The sequence below is a fragment of the Nitrobacter winogradskyi Nb-255 genome (assembly GCF_000012725.1).
Taxonomy (GTDB): Bacteria; Pseudomonadota; Alphaproteobacteria; order Rhizobiales; family Xanthobacteraceae; genus Nitrobacter; species Nitrobacter winogradskyi.
In genome coordinates this window covers 3,205,201-3,221,827 of record NC_007406.1, presented here as the reverse complement: position 1 = coordinate 3,221,827, position 16,627 = coordinate 3,205,201, and the positions used below count along the sequence as shown (strand labels likewise).

Sequence of the window (16,627 nt, the reverse complement as noted above, 5' to 3'; positions counted from 1 at the left end):
ACAACAAACTAGAGCCTCTTCTGATTCCATCAGAAGCGAGGCTCTAGTTTCAGGCAAAGCTTTCGAACCCATCCTCCCCGACCGGGACCCTGCGTTTTCGGCGCCATCGGTCCGGTCACCCGACGCGTTTTCCCGCTTGCCAAATTCCGCTCGCGGGAGGAGCATCGCTATCGCCGACCCAATCATGGGCCGACTTCCAGACAGGAGGCGGCGATGGGACAAGACCTCAGAAGTCCCCAAGGGGTTTCTCAAGAAAGGGGTTCTCAAGGCACTCAGGCGTCGGGTCCCCGGTGCATTGCGCTGGTGGGCCCGTTCCAGAGCGGTAAAACCACCCTTCTCGAAGCCATCCTTGCCCGAACGGGCGCAATTCCCAAAGCAGGCAGCGTCGATCAGGCAACCAGCGTCGGCGACGCCAGCGCCGAGGCCCGCCAGCACAGAATGGGGGTCGCCCTTACGCCGGCCACCACCTGCTTCATGGATGAAAACTACACTTTTATCGACTGTCCGGGATCGATCGAATTCGCGCACGACATGCGCGCGGCGATTCCCGCGGTCGATGCGGCGGTGGTAGTGTGCGAGGCGGATGAGCGCAAGCTGCCGCAGTTGCAGATCATCCTGCGCGAACTGGAAGACCTGAATATTCCCCGTTTTTTGTTCCTCAACAAGATCGACAAGGCGAACAAGGGCGTTCGCGAAACCCTGGCGACGTTGCAGCAGGCGTCGCGAACGCCGCTGCTGCTGCGGCAGATTCCGGTCTGGAACGGCGATTCGATCTCGGGATTTGTCGATCTCGCGCTGGAACGCGCCTTCGTTTACCGCGAGCACATGGCCTCCGAGGTCGTCCAACTGGACGGCGGCGATCTCGACCGCGAGAAGGAGGCGCGGTTCTCGATGCTGGAGAAACTCGCCGATCACGACGACGCGCTGATGGAGCAACTGCTCGAGGATATTGCGCCGCCACAGGATGCGGTGTTCGACGACCTCGCCCGCGAACTGCGGGAAGGCCGGATCTGCCCTGTGCTGCTCGGCTCGGCCGCGCGCGAAAACGGCGTGATGCGGCTGATGAAAGCGTTGCGCCACGAAGCGCCCGGCATCGGCGAGACCGTCAAGCGCATGGGCGTGGCTGGCAGCAAGGAGGCCTTGGCCTGCGTGTTCAAGACCGTGCACCTCCAGCATGGCGGCAAGCTGTCGCTGGCGCGGGTGCTCACCGGACGTTTCGACGATGGCGCGGCGGTGCAGGCGTCCTCGGGCGAAGCAGGAAAGATATCCGGCATTTTCGCCGCCACCGGCGCGCAAGAGACCAAGCGCGCATCGGCGGGCGCGGGTGAGGTTGTGGCGTTGGGCAAGCTCGAGGCCGTCAGGACCGGCGATACGCTGACGACCGCCAGGGCCGCGCCGCCCTCGCTGGTCAGCATCGCGCCGTCCCCGCCCGTTCTTGCGATGGCGCTCGCCGCAGGCGACCGCAAGGATGACGTCAAGCTCGGACAGGCTTTGAGCAAGCTCAACGAGGAAGATCCCTCGCTCGGCGTCGTTCACAACCCGCAGACCCACGACACCGTGCTGTGGGGGCAAGGCGAGATGCATTTGCGCGTTGCGCTGGAACGGCTGCGCGACCGTTTCGGCGTCAATGTTTCCTCGCATCCGCCAGCGATCGGCTACCAGGAAGCGATCCGCAAGCCGGTCAGCCAGCGAGGACGTCATAAGAAGCAGTCCGGGGGGCACGGCCAGTTCGGCGACGTGTTGCTGGAAATTCAACCGCTGTCACGAGGCGCTGGCTTCGTCTTTGTCGACAGGATTGTCGGCGGCGCGGTGCCGCGCAATTATATCGGCGCGGTCGAGGACGGCGTGGTGGACGGACTAGCGCGCGGTCCGCTCGGCTTTCCGGTGACCGATGTACAGGTGACGCTGACCGACGGATCCTACCATAGCGTCGATTCCTCGGACCAGGCGTTCCGCACCGCCGCCCGCATCGGGATCGCCGAGGCATTGCCGAAATGCCAGCCGGTTCTGCTGGAGCCCATTGATGTGGTCGAGATCGTCTGCCCGAGTGAGGCGACGGCAAAGGTCAACGCGATCCTGTCGGCTCGCCGCGGCCAGATTCTTGGCTTCGACAGCCGCGAGGGCTGGCCCGGCTGGGACTGCGTGCGCGCGACGATGCCGGAAGCCGAGATCGGCGATCTCATCATCGAGCTGAGATCGGCGACGGCGGGAGCGGGCGGTTTTACCCGGCAATTCGATCGCATGGCCGAAGTCACCGGGCGGACCGCGGACCAGATCATCGCCTCGCGTCGCGTGGCGGCTTAGAGAGCAGGATCCCGACCCGAAGGGCCGCGCCAGCGGAAAGTGGAAACCGGCTTTCGGATAAGATCGCGGCCCGCGCCATGAGCGCGGGGCGGGAATTTTGCGTGTTGCAGTGCGGCCGGCGGCGGCATTGACAGGCGGCGCGGCTTGAATGATTCCATCCCGGCGGGCCGACCCGATGGTCGGGCGCGTCACGCGACGGGATTCCATGATGACAGCCGAGACAACAGGCCGGGCCGCCTGCCTGATCGGATGGCCCGCGGCGCATTCGCGCTCGCCGCTGATCCATCACTATTGGCTGCGCTTGCACGGAATAACGGGGGGCTACAGCATCGAGGCGATTCCGCCCGAGGGATTCGCTGAATTCGTCATGCATCTTTCAACGCACGGCTTCGCGGGCGCCAATGTCACCATTCCGCATAAGGAGCGGGCGCTGCAACTCACGGAGCCGGATGACCGCGCGCGAGCCGTCGGCGCGGCCAACACGCTCTATTATGAGGGCGCCGTTCTGCGGTCCACCAATACCGACGTCGAGGGTTTTATCAGCAATCTGGACGTTGCGGCGCCGAGCTGGGATCGCACCGGGGACGCGCTGGTGCTGGGCGCCGGCGGGGCGTCGCGGGCCGTGGTTTTCGGCCTGGTCGAGCGCGGCATCGGGCGCATCCATCTCGCCAACCGCACGGTGGAAAGGGCGCGGGTGCTCGCGGACCAGTTTGGGGCGACCGTTATCCCGGCGGCCTGGAATACGCTTGGCGACTTGCTGCCGCGCGTCGGCCTGCTCGTCAACACCACCTCGCTCGGCATGAAAGGGCAGCCGCCGCTGGACATCGAACTGGCGCTGCTGCCGCGGGATGCGGTGGTCGCCGATCTGGTCTATGTTCCCCTGGAAACGCCATTGCTGTCCGCGGCGCGGGCGCGGGGCCTCAGGACCGCGGACGGGCTCGGGATGCTGCTGCATCAGGCGGTGCGCGGGTTCGAACTGTGGTTCGGACTGCGTCCCGCGGTGACGCAGGAGTTGCGCGCGCTGGTCGAAGCCGATCTTCTATAGCGTTTCGGGCGAAACACGTCCTCGAGCCTGACCCGGAGATGGATGTTCGCATGAAAAAACGCGTCAGAACAGCGATCCCGAGCTTCGCCCCTGATCCAAGTCAGAAGCCAAAATGCTCCAGCGCCTCATCCCGCGACTGAGATGTCCTCACTTTTTAATCATTCCAGCAAACTTCAATCAATGCTCTGTGTCTTGACCCCTACGAGAGGTTGATCCACTGGATAGAGGCGTCACCCCTTCAATCAGCGAGCATCATGTCAGATCCCGATACCCGAACCCTTGAAGCAACGCAGGCCACGCCGCTCGGCCTCGCGCGCCGCGGCTTTTGCGGCCGGGTCAGCGCCATCATGGTCGGAGGCGACCACCTTGGCGTGTCGGCGAACGAGATCGAACGGCGTCTTCTCGAATTCGGCATCGTCGAGGGCGCGTCGGTTCAGATCCTGCATGAAGGACCAGTTGGGCGGGATCCGATCGCGGTCCGGGTCAACGGCACGACGATCGCGCTGCGTCGGCGCGAAGCGATGGCGATCATGGTCGGCGATCATGACCAGGCCGCGAAAACCGTCACATGACCGCAATCGAGGTGAATGACTGGCGCATCGCCCTGGTTGGAACGCCCAACTGCGGCAAGACCGCCTTGTTCAATGCGCTGACCGGCAGCCGGCAGAAGGTGGCCAACTACGCCGGCGTCACGGTGGAGCGTAAGTCGGGAGTTTTGCGCACCGCATCCGGCCATCGCGTCGATCTGATCGATCTGCCGGGGACTTATTCATTGCGGGGACGCAGCCCGGACGAGGACATCACCCGCGACGTCATTCTCGGCAAGCTCGCGAGCGAAAGCCCGCCGGACTTTCTGCTCTGCGTAGCCGACGCCACCAACCTTCGCGTGGCGCTGCGCCTCGTGATCGAACTGAAGCGCGTCCACCGGCCGATGCTTCTGGTGCTGAACATGATCGACATCGCGCGGCGTCGCGGCGTCGATATCGATCTCGACAAGCTCTCCGCCGAACTTGGGGTGCCGGTCGTCACATCGACGGCCGTGCGGCGTGGCGGCATCGACGACCTGCTGTGCCGGATCGATGAGATCGCCGGCAAGCCGACCACGGAAATCATCGCGAGCGACTGGACCGCGCCGGCGGCATCCGATTTGCGGGCGGCGCAGCGCGAGGCCGATCGCGTGATCCGCGCCGCGGTCAGCGAGCCGGCCAGGCCCGATACATGGACCACGCGGGTGGATGCCGTTCTGCTGCATCCGGTGTGGGGGATGGTCGCGCTGCTTCTTTTGTTGTTCGTGATGTTCCAGGCGGTCTTCGCCTGGGCCGAACCGGCGATGGAACTCATCAGTCAGGGGTTTGACGCGCTTGGCGCGCTCGCGGCGACGGTGCTGCCGGAAGGACTGTTGCAGAGCTTCATTCAGAACGGCGTGATCTCCGGTGTCGGCAGCGTCATCGTGTTCCTGCCGCAGATCCTCATTTTGTTTCTGTTCATTCTGCTGCTCGAAGATCTCGGCTACATGGCGCGCGCGGCTTTCCTGATGGACCGCATCATGGGCGGGGCGGGGCTGCACGGACGCGCTTTCATCCCGCTGCTGTCGAGCTTCGCCTGCGCGATTCCGGGGATCATGGCGACGCGGGTGATCGACAACAAGCGTGATCGGCTGACCACCATCATGGTCGCGCCGCTGATGACCTGCTCGGCGCGCATCCCGGTCTATACCTTGATCATCGCGGCCTTCGTCCCGAACCAGCCGGTTCTCGGCGTGCTCGGATTGCAGGGGCTCGTGATGTTCGGGCTCTATGCGCTGGGGATATTCAGCGCGCTCGCCGTGTCGTTCGTGGCCAACCGCTTGTTCTGGCGTGACAGCGCGACTCCGCCGTTCATGCTGGAACTGCCGGATTACAAGCTGCCGCAACTGCGCAGCGTGCTGATGAACCTCTACCAGCGGGCGATGGCGTTTTTGAAGCGCGCCGGCACGACGATCTTTTCGATGATGGTCCTGATCTGGTTCCTGGCGTCGTTCCCGCGTCCGCCGGAGGGCGCCACCGAGCCCGCGATCGATTTCAGCCTTGCAGCGATGATCGGCCGCTGGATCGAACCGGTGCTCGCGCCGATCGGCTTCAACTGGCAGATCAGCGTTGCGCTGATTCCCGGCATGGCGGCGCGCGAGGTGGCGGTCGCTTCGCTTGGCACCGTCTATGCGATCGAGGGGGGCAACGAGGCGGCGGAGCAGGTCGGGCAGATGCTCGCCGGGCAATGGAGCTTCGCCACGGCGCTGGCTTTTCTCGCGTGGTATGTGTTTGCTCCGCAATGCGCTTCGACGCTTGCCGTCATCAAGCGCGAGACCGGCGGGTGGCGCTGGGTGCTGATCACATTCTTCTACATGCTGTCGATGGCTTATCTGGCGGCTTTCGTCACCTATCGCATCGCGCTGGCGTTGGGCTGGGGCTGATCGCCGGTTTCCGGTCGTGCGGGGAGCCTTTGCTAACTTTTAGGGCTCGGCCAACTTCAAGGGTTCGGGGCCGGTCGCCGCCGCAGGAGCCCGAGCCTGAATGACGACTTTCACCGGAACTCAGGCGTACACGATGGCGTTACCTAAGCAGGTTACCTGAGGTGCTTGTGTTCTGACGGATTGGAAGTCGCGCTGATGTTTTCTTCACGCGAACCGGATTCCACTTAGCTGGAAAATGCTTCAGGACAGCATGCTCCGCTCGAAAACGCTATGGGAGAGACTTATGGCGAGCAATGGCGGCGAGACGGACGACCGGAGGCGGAAAACCAAGAAGGAGCTGGATGAGGAACTCGATCGCGGCCTTGAGGAATCGTTCCCCGGGTCGGATCCGTTGAGTGTGACCCAGCCGGCTCCCGCGAAACCTCCCGAGGAAAACCATCCCAAGGAAAAGCCCACCAAAGAAGAATCCACCAGGGATTAAGGCAGGTGGCTGTCCTTAGGGCAGTTTCGCTTCTGATGGAGTCAGAAGCGAAGTCCAGATTAGTTCTGACGCCTTTTTCTTCACGCGAACCGGTACTGCGTCTCGGGATCAATCCCCGGAGAACTGGGTGCTCACGCTGATCATGGTCTTTCCCAAGTTCCGGTAACCGTTCATTATATTTTTTGAAGTCGTTTTATCGTTTAGGACGATATAAGCGCGCCGTGCGATATACCGGACGTTCAGGGATTTGATGACCGAACTCGAGCGCGGTGGCGAATTAGAGCGCCTTCGAGCGAAGTGGATGCCGGTTCGCCGCGGGAAAATGCGACCAGACAGTAATTACCGGAGCATGGTCCGCTTTTATTGATCGGATCATGATCCAGGGCACGTCGTGGGGGAAAAATGAGCCGCAGATATTTTGGAACGGACGGAATTCGCGGCCGAGCCAACGGCTTGATCACGCCGGAACTGGCGATGAAGGTTGGACAGGCGGCCGGGCTGGTATTTCAGCGCGGCGAGCATCGCCATCGCGTCGTGATCGGCAAGGATACCCGGCTATCGGGCTACATGATCGAATACGCGCTGGTCGCGGGCTTTACCTCCGTTGGTATGGATGTGCTCTTGCTTGGTCCGATGCCGACGCCGGCCGTCGCGATGCTGACCAAGTCCATGCGTGCCGATCTCGGCGTCATGATTTCAGCCTCGCACAACCTGTTCGAGGACAACGGCATCAAGATGTTCGGCCCGCGTGGCTTCAAGCTGTCCGACGAGGTCGAAAAGAAGATCGAAAAGCTGCTCGATGAAAACCTCGACAAGAAGCTCGCGCAGAGCAGGAACCTGGGCCGCGCCCGCCGTATCGACGGCGTGCACGACCGCTATATCGAATTCGCCAAGCGCACGCTGCCACGCGAACTGAGCCTCGAAGGGTTGCGGGTCGTGGTCGATTGCGCCCACGGCGCCGCCTACAAGGTGGTGCCGGAGGCGTTATGGGAACTGGGCGCGGATGTGGTTCCGATCGGCGTCGAACCCGATGGTCTCAATATCAATAAGGAATGCGGCTCCACCGCGCCGGAAGCGCTGTGTCGCAAGGTGCGTGAAATGCGCGGCGATATCGGCATCGCGCTCGACGGCGATGCCGACCGCGTCATCATCGTCGACGAACGCGGTCATGTCGTCGATGGCGATCAGCTTCTCGCCGTGATCGCCGAGAGCTGGAAGGAAGACGGCCGGTTGACCAAACCGGGGATTGTCGCGACCGTGATGTCGAATCTCGGTCTTGAGCGATTCCTGAAGGATCGCGATCTGTCGCTGGTGCGGACACCCGTCGGCGACCGCTATGTGCTCGAGCAGATGCTGAAGCAGGGCTACAATCTCGGCGGCGAGCAGTCAGGACACATCATCCTGTCCGACTATGCGACCACCGGAGACGGCTTCGTGTCCGCGCTTCAGGTTCTTGCCGTGGTGCAGAAGCTGGGACGTCCGGTCTCGCAGGTCTGCCATAAGTTCGAGCCGCTGCCGCAGATACTGAAGAACTTCCGTTACCGCAACGGCAAGCCGCTGGACCGCGCGGAGGTGAAGTCGGCCATTACAGCGGGCGAGAAACGCCTCAATGGCCATGGGCGGCTGTTGGTCCGCTCTTCGGGGACCGAGCCCGTCATTCGCGTCATGGGCGAGGGCGACGATCGTATCCTGGTCGAGGAGGTTGTTGACACCATCGTTTCTGCGCTGGGCAATCCGGCGGTGGCGTGAAAGCCGGGGAACCGGAACCTTGGCCGTTAAGCTCTCTGGCGGACATTTTCGGATGCGTATGCGTCCCTGCTATTATAACCAGTCTGGGTTGGCCGGGCCGGTATCTCATCGTGAAGATTTTCCACTGCTGACGGAATCAGAAGCGGGCTCCATGATTCGGGGCTCGCTGATTTGATCTGACGCTTCATGCTCACGCGAACCGGTCCCCCTCTCCGGGTCAAGCCCGGGGACATGCTTCGCTGGAAAGCGCTATAACAGGCGCCGGTTGCAACAATCGGAAAAACTGCCCGTGGACAAGCCTGTCATCTCCGAGGAAACGCTGGTCGCACCGGTCGTGATTCCCGGGATCACCGAAAAATCCGCCACGGGGCCAGCCTATCTCGTGCTCGGCGGCATCAGCTTCTCGCATTTTCTCAACGACACCATGCAGTCGCTGATCCCATCGGTCTATCCGATCCTGAAGGAGAATTACGCGCTCGACTTCGCGCAGATCGGAATGATCACGCTGGCGTTTCAGGTGACGGCGTCGCTGCTGCAACCCGTGGTCGGCTACGTTACGGACAGCAAGCCTCAGCCGTTCTCGCTCGCGGTCGGCATGGGATTTACGTTCGTGGGATTGCTGCTGCTGAGCGGCGCTCATTCCTACGCCATGATTCTTGTGGCCGCTGCGCTGATCGGCCTTGGCTCCGCCGTGTTCCACCCGGAGTCCGCGCGCATCGCGCGGATGGCGTCCGGCGGCCGTTATGGCTTCGCGCAATCGGTTTTTCAGGTCGGAGGAAATTTCGGCGCGGCGATGGGGCCGCTCCTGGCGGCTCTCATCATCGTGCCGTTCGGGCAGCCGAGCATCGCGTGGTTTTCGTCGATCGCCTTTGTCGCGATCGTACTGCTGGTTCAGATCGGCCGCTGGTACAGGCCGAGGATCGTGCCGCGCAAGAGTGCGGCGCAGATCCGGTCGCCGGAGGCGCCGACGCGCGCACGAACCATGGTCGCACTGGCGGTCCTGATCGTGCTGGTGTTCTCGAAGTTCATCTACATGTCGAGCCTGACGAGCTATTACACTTTCTATCTGATCGAGAAGTTTCATGTCTCGACGCAGACATCACAGCTTTTGCTGTTCGTGTTTCTCGGCGCCGTCGCCATTGGCGTGTATTTCGGTGGTCCGATCGGCGATCGCTTCGGACGCCGCTATGTGATCTGGCTGTCGATTCTCGGGGTGTTGCCGTTCACGTTGCTGCTGCCGTTTGCGAATCTCGCCGGCACGGTGGCGCTGACGGTTGTTATCGGCGTCATCCTTTCGTCCGCGATGCCCGCGATCATCGTTTTCGCGCAGGAGTTGATGCCGCACCGTCTCGGCATGATCTCAGGCATGTTTTTCGGCTTTGCGTTCGGTGCGGCGGGACTCGGCGCCGCGCTGCTGGGCGAGGTCGCGGATGCGAAGGGCATCGAGTTTGTTTATCGGGTCTGTGCGTTCCTGCCGGCGATCGGGCTGCTGGCGATGTTCCTGCCGAAGATGCCGAAAAACCAACACGTATAGCGTCACGCATGAGCGCCAAAAGAAACTCACCAAAAATCAACCTTAAAAATTAGGGTTAAGCAGCTCTTAAGTATTCGGTGTCATCGTCTCTCCTAAATCGGATTGGGGCAGCGTTGCCTCACGGCACAAAGGGACGAAACCGATGCGTAGTGTAAAATTGCTCGTCGCCGCCGGAGCGGCATCACTGTTCTCATCGGCCGCGTTCGCCGCCGACCTGCCCATCGCGCCGCCGCCTCCGCCATACTTCGTCCCGCCGATCGTTGATTTCGGCGGCTGGTATCTGCGAGGCGATATCGGGTTCAGCAACCAGCGTGTGCGGAACATTGCGATGGCGGATGGCCGCAACGCGCAACTCCTGTCGCATGAACAGACGACCGCTTTTGACGCCGCCGGTATCTACGGCGTCGGCGTTGGCTATCAGTTCAACAACTGGCTCCGTGGCGATATCACCGGGCAGTATCGCGGCAACGCGAACTTCAAGGGTACCGATCTTCTGACTTATCCGGTTGGCGGCGGCGTGGTCGGAACCGGTGTGAACAACTACAATGCCGCCAAGTCGGAATGGCTCGTGCTGGCGAACGCCTACGTCGATCTCGGCACCTGGTGGGGTATCACGCCGTTCATCGGCGCCGGCGTTGGCGCGGCGCGTGTAACCATCGCGAACTACACTGACGTCGGCATGGTCAACAATATCGGATTTGGTTGGGGCACGTATCCGAGTGCTGCAGTCGCGCCGGCGGCCTCGACATGGAACTTCGCATGGGCGGCGCATGCCGGTCTGGCCTACCAGGTCAATCCGGGTCTCGCGATCGAACTGGGCTACAGCTACGTCAACCTCGGCAGCGGCACGACCGGTCCGGTCTCGACCTATACCGGGTTCACCCGTGGCGTTCCGATGCAGTTCAACGATATCACCTCGCATGACTTGAGACTCGGCGTGCGCTGGTATCTCAACAGCCCGCCGGCCTATGCGCCGCCGCTTGTGACCAAGGGCTGAGCCTCATCCTCATCTTGAGGTTCTTAACGGCGCGGGATTTCCCCGCGCCGTTTTTTTATGCGTCGATTCCGGCTGCCGCGAGAGGTCGCGCACGTCAACATTTTGTCGGCAATGTAAACGCATCAGCCGGCGCAACAACCATTGGTTAAGGTTAACAGGCGATGATCGCCATCACCCAAGTTGTGGTCGATGGAGCGTTCACGATGCGTAGACTTCTGCTGGCGGCGGTCATTTGCGGAGCAGCGCATGGCGCGTACGCGGCCGATATGCCTGATGACTTTCCATTCTTGCGCGGATCGCAGCCGCCAAGCCTCAGCACGGTGCGAACGGTGTGGCAGGGCTTCTATATCGGCGGACAGGCGAGCTACGGTTCAGCCGACATGGATTTCAAGAATTCTGGTAAGGACCTCCTCGAGCGGCTGCTTAACCACGTTGATGTCGAAAGCCAGTTCAATCTTTCCAGTTGGCCGCTGGGCGGGACCTCATCAAACCGCAACAGCGGATTTGGCGGATTCCTGGGCTATAACCTGCAGATGGAGGACGTCGTCTTCGGCGTCGAGGCCAACTATACTCACAGCAAATTCCTTGGGGCATCGAGTGGCAGTCAGGGTCGCTCGTTCAGTTACCCGGCCGATTATCGGACATCGGCGTTCGTACAATCGAACGCCTCTATGCAGATCATGGACTTCGGCTCGCTTCGTGTTCGTGCGGGTTATTCGTTGGGCTCGTTTTTGCCTTACGCGTTTGGCGGCGTCGCGATGGGGCAGGCCAATATACGGCGCAACGCGAGTTACAACCTACATTATCAGTATGTTGGTACGCAGATTCCGCCGCTTCCCAACCTGGCAGGCGGTGGCTCCTTGTCCGATAACGCCAATGCACATTTCATCTATGGCTACGCAGCCGGCCTCGGCATCGACATGATGATCGTCGATGGTCTGTTCCTGCGTGCCGAATGGGAATTCCTGCGGTTTACGGCGCCGGTGGACACCATCGTCAACACCGTGCGCGCCGGCGCGGGCTACAGGTTCTGATCCCGACGTGCTTGGCGGTGCGAGGACGACTCTTCGCGTAACGGGACTTGGCGTAGCAGGTCTTGGCTTTGCAGGCCGAGGCACCGTGATCAGTCTACTACCGAATATTCTTGACGAAATCGCCTGATGCCCATATCCACGGCGGCGGGACACCTCCCCCCAACGGGAGGCTTGCTATCTGGAAGGATAGATCATGACCGTTGCGAAGCCCGCTTCGCGGCCCGATGTGCCGCATTTTTCTTCCGGCCCTTGCGCCAAGCGCCCCGGCTGGACCCCCCAAAATCTCAAGGACGCAGCTCTCGGCCGTTCGCATCGTGCGAAGATAGGCAAGGCGCGCCTGAAACTCGCGATCGATCTGACGCGCGAGGTTCTGGAGATTCCGGCCGACTACAGGATCGGCATCGTTCCGGCGTCCGACACCGGCGCGGTCGAGATGGCCTTATGGTCGCTGCTCGGCGCGCGCCCGGTGACGGCGATCGCCTGGGAGTCTTTCGGCGAGGGCTGGATCACCGATGTCATCAAGCAGCTCAAGCTGAAGGACGTCACCAAGCTCACCGCGGGTTATGGCGAGATTCCCGATCTCGCCAAGGCCGATCCTTCCTCCGATATCGTTTTCACCTGGAACGGAACCACGTCCGGCGTACGCGTGCCGAATGCCGACTGGATCAGCGCCGCGCGTGAGGGTCTTACGATTTGCGACGCGACTTCGGCCGCTTTCGCGCAGCCGCTGGATTGGGCCAAGCTCGACGTCGTGACCTTCTCCTGGCAGAAGGCGCTGGGCGGCGAGGCGGCGCATGGCATGTTAATCCTGAGTCCGCGCGCCGTGGCCCGGCTTGAGAGCTACACGCCGCCGTGGCCGATGCCGAAGATTTTCCGCATGACCAAGGGCGGCAAGCTGATCGACGGCATCTTCGCTGGCGAGACCATCAACACGCCATCGATGCTGTGCGTCGAGGACTATCTTGATGCGCTGAACTGGGCCAGGTCGGTCGGCGGCCTCAAGGGCATGATCGCGCGCGCCGACGCCAACACCAGGGTGTTGAGCGACTGGGTTGCGAAGACGCCGTGGATCGATTTCCTCGCGGCCGATCCGGCGATCCGCTCCAACACATCGGTCTGCCTGAAGGTTGTCGATCCCGCGATCACATCCTTGTCCGCGGACGCGCAAGCTGATTTCGCCAAGAAGCTCGTCGCCGCGATTGAGAAAGAAGGCGCGGGGTACGATTTTGGTTACTACCGCGACGCGCCGCCCGGCCTGCGCATCTGGTGCGGCGCTACGGTGGAAGCCAGCAATGTCGCGCTGCTGACTGAATGGATTGACTGGGCCTTCGCCGAGACCAAGGCCTCGCTTGCGAAAGCGGCGTAGCGTCTTTCTTTTCACTTCTTTTCGTGGGGGAGAGGCCGGCCGCGAAGTGGTCGAGTGAGGGGCTTTGCTCGCTTACCGCCGGACCCCTCGCCCGGTTCAATCTCATGTCACCGGATCGCGCCACCCTGAGAGCGAGCTTTGCTCGTCTCGACTCCTGCAACAGGAGAGGGTTGAAGCGGACAGAATAAAGATCAGGATCATATCCCATGACCAAACCGAAAGTTCTCATCTCTGACGCTCTCAGCCCCGCCGCCGTGCAGATTTTCAAGGATCGCGGCATCGAGGTCGATTTCCAGCCCGCGCTCGGCAAGGACAAGGACAAGCTCGCCGAGATCATCGGCGACTATGACGGCCTCGCCATCCGTTCGGCCACAAAGGTGACCGCGAAGATTCTCGCCAACGCGAGGAAGCTGAAGGTGGTGGGACGTGCGGGCATCGGGGTCGACAACGTCGAGATTCCGGCCGCGACCGCCAAGGGCGTCATCGTGATGAACACGCCTTTCGGAAATTCGATCACGACCGCCGAGCACGCGATTACCTTGATGCTGGCGCTGGCGCGCGAAATCCCGGCCGCTGATGCCTCGACCCAGGCCGGCAAGTGGGAGAAGAACCGCTTCATGGGCGTGGAGATCACGGGCAAAACGCTCGGCGTGATCGGTTGCGGCAACATCGGCTCGATCGTCGCGGACCGCGCGCTCGGTCTGAAGATGAAGGTGGTCGCGTTCGATCCGTTCCTGTCGCCGGAGCGGGCCAGGGATATCGGCGTGGAGAAGGTCGAACTCGATGACCTGTTCAAGCGCGCCGACTTCATCACGCTGCACACGCCGCTCACCGACAAGACCCGCAACATCATCGACGCCGACGCCATCGCCGGGATGAAGAAAGGCGTGCGCATCATCAACTGCGCGCGCGGCGGTCTGGTCGATGAACAGGCGCTGGCCGACGCGCTCAACACCAAGCAGGTGGCGGGCGCGGCGTTCGACGTGTTCGTCGAGGAGCCGGCGACCGGGAACGTGCTGTTCGGCCATCCCAACGTGATCTGCACCCCGCATCTCGGCGCTTCCACCACGGAAGCACAGGAGAATGTCGCGCTTCAGGTTGCCGAACAGATGTCGGACTATCTGCTCACCGGCGCGATCACCAATGCTCTCAACTTCCCCTCGATCACGGCGGAAGAAGCTCCGAAGCTGAAGCCGTTCGTCGAGCTTGCGGAAAAGCTCGGCTCCTTCGCGGGCCAGCTTACCGAGACTGGCATATCCAAGGTGACGATCACCTATGAGGGACAGGTCGCCGAAATGAAAATCAAGGCGCTTACGTCTGCGGCCCTGTCGGGCCTGCTGCGGCCGATGCTGGGCGATGTCAATGTGGTGTCGGCGCCGGTCGTCGCCAAGGAGCGCGGCATGGTGGTGGACGAGGTCGTGCGCGCCGCGCAGAGCGACTACGAAAGCCTGATCACCGTCACCGTCTTTACGGAACGGCAGGAGCGTTCGGTGTCGGGAACGGTATACGCCGATGGCCATCCGCGCCTCGTCGACATCAAGGGCATCCGCGTCGATGCCGAGTTCGGCAAGTCGATGATCTACGTCACCAACGAGGACAGGCCGGGCTTCATCGGCAAGTTCGCCTCGCTGCTGGGCGATGCGGGCGTCAACATCGCGACCTTCAACCTCGGCCGTCACAGCCAGGGTGGCGACGCCATCGCGCTGGTCGAGGTCGACGGCAGCGTGCCGGAGAACGTTCTCGCCAAGGTGCAGGCGTTGCCGCAGGTCAGGCAGGCCAAGGCGCTGACGTTCTGACCGGCCGAGACACGATCATGCCGTATCGCCGGCCCATCCTACCCGCTTCTGATGTTATTATCAGAAGCGGGACTCGATTGACTGTCGCATCACTTCATCAGCGCGCGCGCCTCGTCGCGCAACGACCGACGCGAGAAGTCGTGCGAATAGAACATGTGGCCGCCGGGATAGACCACAAGCCTGATGCGATCGCGCGAGCCGAAGGTCGGCAATTGATCGAGACGGATCTGGGAGGCGAAATAAGGTGTCGCGAGGTCGAATAATCCATGCGCGACGAGTAGCCTGAATTGCGGGTCCGCGGCGAGCAGTTCGCGGATATCGGACATCGACTCCACGGATGACCGGTTCTTGCCGAAATCCCATTTGCGGTTGACGGTACGGCTGAGCAGTTCATAGGAGCCGGTCGGCCGCCAGTTCAGCTTGCGCGCATGGAGCTCGAACGCCGCCGATGTCAGCGAGGTCAGCAGCGGCCCTTCCGAGGGATCGTTGAAATCGCTGGCGCTTGAATCCGGGTAGGGATCGAACCCCAGCACCGAGGCATCATAGCGTCCCGTGACCTTGCCGCCGTCGCGGTCGAAGGCGCGGCGGAATTCGCTGACGTCGAATCGTCCGGCGAGGCGGCGGCTCTCCGCCCGATCGATCCCCGTCAGCGCGGCGAAGCGGTCGGCAAGCCGCCGTGTTGCCGCCGCATCAGCCTGGCCCTTGACGAGATCGGTCAGGAATTCGCCGCGTGCGTAGGCTTCGGCATCGGCCATGTCGGCCCGGGTCAGTGTTCCGCCTTTCTCCTTCCCGCGTGCGGTAGCCGCCATGCTCGGCAGGCTCGCCACGAACCGGGTCAACCCCGTGCCCAGCACGTCGCTGAAATCGAGCGCCGGCGAGATCAGAATCAGACCCTTGACGGCGACGCCCTGCCGGGTCTGCAGATTGCGCGCGATCTTCGGTCCGCGAATGCCGCCGTAGCTTTCGCCGGCGATGAATTTCGGCGACTGCATCCGGTCGGCTTTCTCCAGCCAGCGGCGAATCACCAGCGCTATCGCCGCCACATCGCCGTCGACGGTGAAGAAGCGTTTCTGGGCGTCGTCGCCGCGCGCCACCATGCGGCTGTAGCCGGTGCCCAGCGGATCGATGAAAACGAGATCGGTGAAGTCGAGCCAGGTTTCCGCGTTCGGCTCCAGCGGCAGGGGAACGGAAGGGCTGGCGATCGCGCGGTCCATCGCGATGCGCCAGGGGCCGTTGCTGCCGAATTGCAGCCACGCCGAAGAGGCGCCCGGACCGCCATTAAAAACGAAGGTCACGGGGCGGCTGCGGGGATCGGCGCCGTCGAGCTGATAGGCTGTGGTGGCGATGTCCGCCTGCGGTTCGCCTTTGTCGTCAAAGACGCGAATCGCGCCCGCCGTCGCGGCGAAGGCCAGCGTGCGGTCCGGCAGGACGAGCTTGTGCCGGGTGGTGGACTCCGGCGGCAGCCGGTGATGGTCGGCGGTCGCCGAAGGCTGGTCGCCGTCGTTTCGCGGTCCGGCGGGGGTGGTTTCCGCGGGGTGCGATGGCGCGGCCGGCGCCGCCTCGCGCGCGTAAGCGGCGGCGGGAGCCAGCATCGCCAGCAGCGCGGCTCCGGCGCAGGCCTTGCGTATCATCAGGCGGCGCATCTCTTCTCCACTTTCGCGTGGCTGGTTGGGCGGCAGGTCTTGAAGCGGCAGGTGTTGAACATGGATGTCCGAGCATGCCTGAAAACTGTGGCGGGCGCGGGACCGCACCTGGAGCGGCCAACCGCCGGGTGTGGATTATCTGGATGTATCAACGGCTTGGAGGGGGTGTTCGCGGTCGATCCGGCTTGCGTCAACCGCAGGCATCCTTTATCCGATGAGACGCTTGGCG

The 16,627-nt window shown here is 62.6% G+C and carries 12 protein-coding genes; 11 read left to right on the top strand and 1 reads right to left on the bottom strand.

From position 1 onward, the window contains the following. The first annotated feature begins 213 nt into the window (after positions 1 to 213). The 11 genes from NWI_RS15490 to serA all read left to right on the top strand — a co-directional run bounded on the left by NWI_RS15490 (position 214) and on the right by serA (position 14,755). Positions 214 to 2,304, top strand: coding sequence for an elongation factor G (locus tag NWI_RS15490; RefSeq protein WP_011316150.1), 2,091 nt, complete (start codon positions 214 to 216; stop codon positions 2,302 to 2,304). A 205-nt stretch (positions 2,305 to 2,509) separates the two neighbouring features. Beyond that, positions 2,510 to 3,349 (top strand): shikimate dehydrogenase, encoded by an 840-nt coding sequence (locus NWI_RS15485; RefSeq protein WP_011316149.1) that lies wholly within the window; start codon positions 2,510 to 2,512, stop codon positions 3,347 to 3,349. Between the two features lie 254 nt (positions 3,350 to 3,603). After that, positions 3,604 to 3,921: a FeoA family protein gene (locus NWI_RS15480; RefSeq protein WP_041345203.1), complete on the top strand. Its 318-nt coding sequence runs from the start codon at positions 3,604 to 3,606 to the stop codon at positions 3,919 to 3,921. After that, a complete protein-coding gene (gene feoB / locus NWI_RS15475) occupies positions 3,918 to 5,798 on the top strand; it encodes a ferrous iron transporter B (RefSeq protein ID WP_011316147.1) in 1,881 nt (626 codons plus the stop codon). Before NWI_RS15480 ends, feoB begins: the two co-directional genes overlap by 4 nt. A 283-nt stretch (positions 5,799 to 6,081) precedes the next feature. Further along, the gene (locus tag NWI_RS15470; RefSeq protein WP_011316146.1) at positions 6,082 to 6,279 is read left to right on the top strand and encodes a hypothetical protein; all 198 of its coding nucleotides are present in this window, start codon (positions 6,082 to 6,084) and stop codon (positions 6,277 to 6,279) included. A 402-nt stretch (positions 6,280 to 6,681) separates the two neighbouring features. Then, positions 6,682 to 8,028, top strand: a complete 1,347-nt coding sequence (glmM, locus tag NWI_RS15465) for a phosphoglucosamine mutase (RefSeq protein WP_011316145.1) — start codon at positions 6,682 to 6,684, stop codon at positions 8,026 to 8,028. Between the two features lie 289 nt (positions 8,029 to 8,317). Beyond that, the gene (locus NWI_RS15460) at positions 8,318 to 9,562 is read left to right on the top strand and encodes an MFS transporter (RefSeq protein WP_041345699.1); all 1,245 of its coding nucleotides are present in this window, start codon (positions 8,318 to 8,320) and stop codon (positions 9,560 to 9,562) included. 142 nt (positions 9,563 to 9,704) lie between these two features. After that, positions 9,705 to 10,559: an outer membrane protein gene (locus NWI_RS15455; protein ID WP_011316143.1), complete on the top strand. Its 855-nt coding sequence runs from the start codon at positions 9,705 to 9,707 to the stop codon at positions 10,557 to 10,559. Positions 10,560 to 10,762: 203 nt separating this feature from the next. Beyond that, positions 10,763 to 11,593 (top strand): outer membrane protein, encoded by an 831-nt coding sequence (locus tag NWI_RS15450; RefSeq protein WP_011316142.1) that lies wholly within the window; start codon positions 10,763 to 10,765, stop codon positions 11,591 to 11,593. A 193-nt stretch (positions 11,594 to 11,786) separates the two neighbouring features. After that, complete coding sequence (locus tag NWI_RS15445) at positions 11,787 to 12,959, top strand: phosphoserine transaminase (RefSeq protein ID WP_011316141.1); 1,173 nt, start codon at positions 11,787 to 11,789, stop codon at positions 12,957 to 12,959. A gap of 206 nt (positions 12,960 to 13,165) precedes the next feature. After that, positions 13,166 to 14,755: a phosphoglycerate dehydrogenase gene (gene serA / locus NWI_RS15440; protein WP_011316140.1), complete on the top strand. Its 1,590-nt coding sequence runs from the start codon at positions 13,166 to 13,168 to the stop codon at positions 14,753 to 14,755. A gap of 89 nt (positions 14,756 to 14,844) precedes the next feature. On the opposite strand, the gene NWI_RS15435 is transcribed toward serA, so the two are convergent. After that, positions 14,845 to 16,398: a S10 family peptidase gene (locus tag NWI_RS15435; RefSeq protein ID WP_011316139.1), complete on the bottom strand. Its 1,554-nt coding sequence runs from the start codon at positions 16,396 to 16,398 to the stop codon at positions 14,845 to 14,847. Positions 16,399 to 16,627: the final 229 nt, after the last annotated feature.